The following is a 6516-nucleotide window of genomic DNA, read 5'->3' as shown; positions in this document are numbered from 1 at the left end:
CCAGGGCTGTCGCGCCGGACCTGACGCTGACAGAATTCTGCGGCAACGGGACCTCCGAGACACTCGCAATGGCTTCGACACCATGCGAACTACCAAAGGTCCCGCCCTCTTGACAGGGCGCACACATCCTTAACGCACTGGCGTTGCACGCGGCGGGACACCATCGAGTTGCCAGGCAATGTCCTGGTGCAGGACGTACAAGATGCCCTGTAGACACAGCCGGTCATTCACCGACTTCGGCCCGGGCGACCGCTCGGGGCACGGCGGGAGCAGCGGTTCGATCCGTGCCCACAAGTCATCCTCCACGATCCACGGCCGAGTCGTCACACGACGCGAACGGCCGAATCATCACATCGGTCATGCTCGACCAGGGCGCCTCGACAAGATCCTGTTACGAGCTCTAATGGAGGGCCCCCGTCACGGAGGTCGCAAATTCCACAGATACAGCGACTCCCAAGACCCCACCCAAAATTCTCACGAGCGTCGGACTGAACCCTCGGCCGGGACCGATTGGTCCATGGTCGATGAAAAATTGATAGATGCGAAACGCACAGTCACGCACATTGAAAAGAACACCAAGGCATATTACGGCAAAAATCCCCGACCATACAATGCTCATGTGTCCACCCCTTGCGTCATCGGACGTGAAGATGATCTTCTCGTCGATAACTTGTTCGCTCTTTTTGCAGTGACGGAATCCGGGGGTACTCTATCCCACGCCCCACCCCTCCAGGAATATTCCTCGCGGAGGGTGGGGGTGGCTGTAGATTTGGCGGTTAATTCCAGAATGTCACAGCATCAACAACCTCTCTTGCGACGGTGCCTACAGGTGCGATGTGGGTATGACCTGATCCGAAGCTGCCACCCAGACCGGCCTGGGGTCCTCCGCTGAAGATGACACTGTGAACGATGTCGCCTCTGCTGTTTCTGGTTCCGTAGGTTCCACGATGTGCGAGAGAGACCGGTCCAAGGGTTCCGTTGAACCCTCCTGCCTCGCCTCGCACTTGGTCAATGGAGTCAGCGTTGCTCCAAACGAGGTCAGCGCTGAAGCCAAGGCCTGCCTCTGGCCCGGCCAGATCTTCTTTAGTCCAGGTGAACGCGTAATCGTCTCCCACGCGCATGAAGCAGGCTGTTCTTCCCTTTCCTGCCCCGGCCATGCCGCCGCCGCTCGCGCAGAGCCCGACGGTACTACTGTACGAAAGGACGTAGTCTACCGCGTCCCCAGCCTTACTCTTGGTGTTGTCCCAAGCTGCTCCCCAGGTGCTTCTGGGTGGGCGGTAGGGCAGTTCCTTGAGTTTGCTTAGCTTGTTCGAGAGGGCCACATGACGGCGTTCGTAGCGGAGTGAACCATCCTCTCCTGCGAACAGACCCCGCTCGTACCGGTCCGTCTCCAGTCGGTCCAGCGCCTGTTCCAGTTCTTCGATCTCCTGACGATGGTCCTCGCCCGCCTCGACTACTTCGACCTTGATAGGCCACGCGCCGACCTTCAGCAGGAATTGCTCTTCGGCGTACTTGTCCACAGCCTCGGCGGATACGGAAGCTGGGGAAGTGCATTCTCGTCCGCGCACTCGTGATCGACAAACGTATGTGCGCCTCCTTGGACGCCCCTTTTCAGTCGCCCAGCCTTGGTATATGCGTTCCTGACATGAGCCGCAGAACACCACGCCCAACAAGGGGTGGGCCGAGGAGGCGCGACGGCGGTCGGGTCGACTGCGCCGCGCGAACTCCCGCTGAAGGGCCTGCCAGGTTTCCGCGTTGATGAGCTCTGGTCCGCGAAGCACGGCATTGGCCTCCCCGTCGCGCACGACTTCGCCCCTGTGCTCTACGCGGCCGCGAATCCGTTCGGACGTGATGATCGCGGTCACGCTCTTGCTCGTCCACGCAATCTGTGGATCGACAGGGCGACCCGCGTTGATGTGGCGTTGATTGGTGGGAGGGGGAACGTCGCGTTCGTTCAGGTCGGCTGCGATGGAGAGATAGGACTCGCGGGAGATCACACGACGCGCGATCTCCCTCACGATCTCCGCTGCTGCTGAATCTTCCACGAGTCGTACGCCCTTGCCTCCCGGGCTTGGCTCCGCCCGGTAGCCGTACGGGGCGAGCCCTCCGCCCCACCGGCCGTTTCTTCGCAAGTAGTCGTGTGAGCCGGTGACGCGCTCGCGAATCGCCTCGGCCTCCATCTCGGCGAAAGCCGAGACGATGTACGCGATCACGCGCCCGATCGGGGAGCGGATGTCGATTGTCTCGGTGGCAGAGATCAGGTTCTTGTCGTGCTTCTGGCACCATCGGATCATCTCCGCGAAGTCCGACACTTTGCGGACGAACCTGTCCAGCCGCCAGAACATGAGTGCGTCCCACCGCTCAGGACATTCCAGCCACGCGGAGAGTTCCGGACGCTCCCAAAGGGACTTTTGGGATGCGGATACGTCGATATCTTCGGCCCAGCCGACGATCTCAGCTCCGCGTGCCGCAGTGGCGTTCTCGATGCTGGCTCGTTGTCGTTCCGGAGAGGTCGTGACATCTGTCCTGTCCGAGAGGCGAATGACGCCGATGATCCGCTCGCTCATGATGCGGCCCGGAAGTAGTGTGCATCCATGAATCAAGGATGGCTGTCCTTCTACGACCCGAAGGACAGCGATGCGGTGGAGCTGATCGAGGACCGCTCCCACGGCATGGTCCGCACCGAGGTCCGCTGCGCGCGCTGCGGCTCGCACCTCGGGCACGTCTTCGAGGGGGAGGGCTATCCGACCCCGACGGACCAGCGGTACTGCATCAACTCGCTCTCCCTGCGGCTGACCCCGGCTGGGGACTGAGCCGGGGAGGGGCACCCATGGGGCGGGATCGGGGCTGAGGTCGGCGCCCGCGCCTGTCCCGTCGGGCGTTCCCTTCCCTCACAGCACCTTGCGCTGCACCAGAGCCGAAAGGACCAGGGCCCCCGGCAACAGTGGTACCCAGACCGTCAGGACGCGGTACGCGATGACGGTCGCCGTGGCGAGGCCCACCGGGGCGCCGAAGGCGGCCATGGTGAACACCAGCGCGGCGTCCACCGGGCCGATGCCGCCCGGAGCCGGTACGGCGCCCACGGCCGTGCTCGAGAGCAGCAGGGCGAGGACCACCTGTGCCCAGGACAGGGGCAGCCCCAGGGAGAAGCCGACCGTGGCGATCACGCTGCCCTGTACCAGCGGAGTGGCGGCGGCCCCGCCCCACAGGGCGAGGACCCGGCTGGGGCGGGTGTGCAGTACCCGGGCGTCGGTCAGGGCGGTGCGCAGGAGGGAGAGGACGGGGCGGCGCAGGGGGCGTACCGCCGTGAGCAGGAGCGCGGTCAGGGCGAGCAGGGTCAGCACGGCTCCGGCCACCAGGGCCATCGTGCGTCCGTCGGGGACCAGTTCACCCAGCCGCAGCAGGCCGGGGAAAGCCAGCAGGAAGACGAGGAGCACCAGCGTCTTCGCCACCGGCTTGACCAGGGAGTACAGGGCGAGTGAGGCGGTCGCGCGGCCCGTCGGGATGCCCTGGCGCTGGAGGAAGCGCAGGGTGACGGCATGGGCGCCCAGGCTCGCCGGGAGGACGTGGTTGGCGGCGCCCGCGGCGAACTGAGAGGCCAGCAGCAGGCCCGGCGGCAGCCGCTCCGGCAGCGCGCCCTGCCGGATCAGCGCGGCGACCACCCAGCTCAGGCAGGTGAAGAAGGCGGCGGCCAGCAGCCAGCCGGGGTCGGCGGCGGCCAGGCGGGCGGCGCCGTCCCGCATGGACGGCCAGTCGGCCGCCGCCCAGGCGCCGATCAGCAGCAGCGGGGCCACGGTCAGCGCCCGGCGCACCAGCCGGGAAGCCGTCGGTGAGCGGACGGCGGTGGGGGGCGGCACGGTCAGGGCGTGGTCGATTCCGAGCTGGGACACGGCGCACGTCGTCCTTCCGCGTCCCGGCCGCCGGGGGAGTGGGCGGGCGGACGCAGGGCGGAGGCGGGGAGGGGGACGGCCGCAATGTTCCCCGGCGGTGTGACGGCCCGGTGTCCGGTAGCCGACGGGGCAGCGTCAGCGGGAGGGCGACGTGGCTCGGGAGGGAAAGAGAGCGGGAGGGCGACGTGGCTCGGGGGGACGGAGAGAGGGAGGGCGACGTGGCTCGGGGGGGACGGAGAGAGGGAGGGGGCGGGCTTCCGGCAACGAGGGCGTCCGCCGTGTACGGCGACCCGGGCGTCCTTCTGTCCGGCGCCGGGACGGTCCACCCCGTCCGGTCATCAGGCCCCGCCCCCCGCCCCGCTCGAGCAGCGGGCGCGGCACCGTGCCTGCGGCTGGCCCGGGGAGCCGACCCCGGCGTCGACCTCGCCGCCGACCGGGGACCGTACCGGCCCTGGGCCGAGGCCCTCACCGATCCGGAGTCGCTGGACGCGCTCCCCGAGCCGCCCCCGGACCTGATGTACGTCCACGGCGCCGCCCTCCGCTGCGACGACCGACCGGCCCCGCGCCGGGTTCATGCCCGGCTGCGTCCCGCCACCGGGGAACTCGTAGGCGCGGGCAGCGGGTTGGTGGCCCTCGGGCCGGTGGACGAGTGGCTGGCGAGGATCGGGCGGGCGCTCGGCGGGCCCTGAGCCCGCGCCCCTGACGAACGCGCATCCTTACGAATCCAGGACATCCCGCCCCGCCCGCCGCGCCCCGGCCCCCGGGATGCGAGGCTGGCAGGATGGAGCAGCAGCTGAGCGGGGCCCCAGGGGCCCGGGTGCTGGTCGTCGACGACGACCCCACCGTCGCCGAGGTCGTGTCCGGGTACCTGGACCGGGCCGGATATGTCGTGGACCGGGCGGCGGACGGGCCCGACGCGCTCGCGCGGGCCGCCGCCCACTGGCCGGACCTCGTGGTCCTCGACCTGATGCTGCCCGGCATGGACGGCCTGGAGGTGTGCCGCCGGATGCGCGGGCGCGGCCCCGTGCCGGTCATCATGCTCACCGCGCGCGGTGACGAGGACGACCGCATCATCGGCCTCGAGGTCGGCGCCGACGACTACGTCACCAAGCCCTTCAGCCCTCGCGAACTCGTCCTGCGGGTCGGCTCGGTGCTGCGCCGCGCCCGCCCGGCCGCCCAGCCCTCGGACACCCTGAGCAGCGCCGGTCTCACCGTCGAACCGGCCGCCCGCCGCGCCCTCAAGGACGGCACCGAACTCTCGCTCACCACCAGGGAGTTCGACCTGCTGGCGTTCTTCCTGCGGCACCCGGGGCGGGCGTTCGGGCGGGAGGAGCTGATGCGCGAGGTGTGGGGCTGGGACTTCGGCGATCTGTCGACGGTCACCGTCCATGTGCGCCGTCTGCGCGGCAAGGTGGAGGACGACCCGGCCCGCCCCCGGTTCATCCAGACGGTGTGGGGCGTGGGGTACCGGTTCGACCCCGCCGACGCCCCGGAATCGGCGGAGGACTGAACCGTGCGCGACACCCTCCTCATAGCCTTCTTCGCCTTCCTCGGCGCCGTCACCGCCGGGGTGCTCGGCGCGGGGGTGCTGCGGATGATCCGGCGCTGGTCGCTGACCGCGCACCTCGCCGTGGTCGTCGGGGTCGCCGTCGGCGCGATGCTCGCCGGAACGCTCGCGGTGGCCCAGGCGATGTTCCTGTCCTCGCACGACCTGCACGTGGTGACCACCGTGGTCGCGATGGCCGCCGTCGTCTCGCTCGGCACCGCCCTGCTGCTCGGCCGCTGGGTGGTGGGCCGCAGCCGCGCCCTCGCCCTCGCCGCCCGCTCCTTCGGCGACGGCGGCGACTTCACCTCCCCCGACGGGCCCGCCACCGCCGAACTGGCCGCGCTCAGCCGGGAGCTGGAGGAGACCAGCCGCAGGCTCGCCGAGTCCCGTGACCGGGAACGCGCCCTGGAAAGCTCACGGCGTGAACTGGTCGCCTGGATCTCCCACGATCTGCGCACCCCGCTCGCCGGGCTGCGCGCGATGTCCGAGGCGCTGGAGGACGGCGTCGCCGCCGAGCCGCAACGCTATCTGCGCCAGATGCGCACCGAGGTCGAACGCCTCGACGTCATGGTGGGCGACCTGTTCGAACTCTCCCGCATCCACGCGGGCGCGCTCGCCCTCAGCCCCTCCCGGATCTCGGTCTACGACCTGGTCGGCGACGCCCTCGCGGGCGCGGCACCGCTGGCCCGGGAGCACGGGGTGCGGCTGGTCGGCGACCAGGTCGACGCGGTGCCGGTCGAGGTGGACGGCAAGGAGATGAGCCGGGTCCTGGGCAATCTGCTGGTCAACGCCATCCGCCGGACGCCTGCCGACGGCACCGTGGCGGTGACCGCCGAGCGCCGCCCGGACGGCGTCGTCGTCTCCGTGACCGACGGCTGCGGCGGCATCCCCGAGGCGGACCTGCCGCGCGTCTTCGACACCGGCTGGCGCGGCAGCGACGCCCGCACCCCGCCCGCCGGTGCCGGTCTGGGCCTGGCCATCGTGCGCGGCATCGTCGAGGCCCACCAGGGCCGGGCCGCCGTACGCAACGTCTCCGGCGGCTGCCGGTTCGAGGTGACCCTGCCGACCACGCGGACCTGA

6 protein-coding genes and 1 pseudogene are annotated in these 6516 nt (G+C 69.5%); 4 read left to right on the top strand and 3 right to left on the bottom strand.

Annotated elements, in window-relative coordinates:
- Positions 1-129: 129 nt before the first annotated feature.
- The gene (locus ACFVQG_RS37885; RefSeq protein ID WP_383393031.1) at positions 130-306 is read right to left on the bottom strand and encodes a transposase; all 177 of its coding nucleotides are present in this window, start codon (positions 304-306) and stop codon (positions 130-132) included.
- A 470-nt stretch (positions 307-776) separates the two neighbouring features.
- Positions 777-2567, bottom strand: coding sequence for a recombinase family protein (locus ACFVQG_RS37880; protein WP_383393028.1), 1791 nt, complete (start codon positions 2565-2567; stop codon positions 777-779).
- A 36-nt stretch (positions 2568-2603) separates the two neighbouring features.
- On the opposite strand from ACFVQG_RS37880, the pseudogene ACFVQG_RS37875 reads away from it, so the two are divergent.
- Positions 2604-2813 (top strand): annotated as a pseudogene (locus tag ACFVQG_RS37875) (peptide-methionine (R)-S-oxide reductase); the annotation flags it as partial.
- Between the two features lie 78 nt (positions 2814-2891).
- On the opposite strand, the gene ACFVQG_RS37870 reads toward ACFVQG_RS37875, so the two are convergent.
- Positions 2892-3890, bottom strand: coding sequence for a YbhN family protein (locus tag ACFVQG_RS37870; RefSeq protein ID WP_383393025.1), 999 nt, complete (start codon positions 3888-3890; stop codon positions 2892-2894).
- Between the two features lie 278 nt (positions 3891-4168).
- Between ACFVQG_RS37870 and ACFVQG_RS37865 the strand changes: the two genes are divergently transcribed.
- From ACFVQG_RS37865 to ACFVQG_RS37855, 3 genes are all read left to right on the top strand, one after another.
- A complete protein-coding gene (locus tag ACFVQG_RS37865) occupies positions 4169-4579 on the top strand; it encodes a hypothetical protein (RefSeq protein ID WP_383393022.1) in 411 nt (136 codons plus the stop codon).
- A gap of 92 nt (positions 4580-4671) precedes the next feature.
- Positions 4672-5400, top strand: coding sequence for a response regulator transcription factor (locus ACFVQG_RS37860; RefSeq protein ID WP_383393019.1), 729 nt, complete (start codon positions 4672-4674; stop codon positions 5398-5400).
- 3 nt (positions 5401-5403) lie between these two features.
- On the top strand, positions 5404-6516 hold the full coding sequence (locus tag ACFVQG_RS37855) for a sensor histidine kinase (RefSeq protein ID WP_383393017.1): 1113 nt from the start codon (positions 5404-5406) through the stop codon (positions 6514-6516).

This window comes from Streptomyces sp. NPDC057877, assembly GCF_042796855.1.
Taxonomy (GTDB): domain Bacteria; phylum Actinomycetota; class Actinomycetes; order Streptomycetales; family Streptomycetaceae; genus Streptomyces.
The sequence above is the reverse complement of the archived record's forward strand: the minus strand, read 5'-3'. Positions and strand labels throughout refer to the sequence as shown.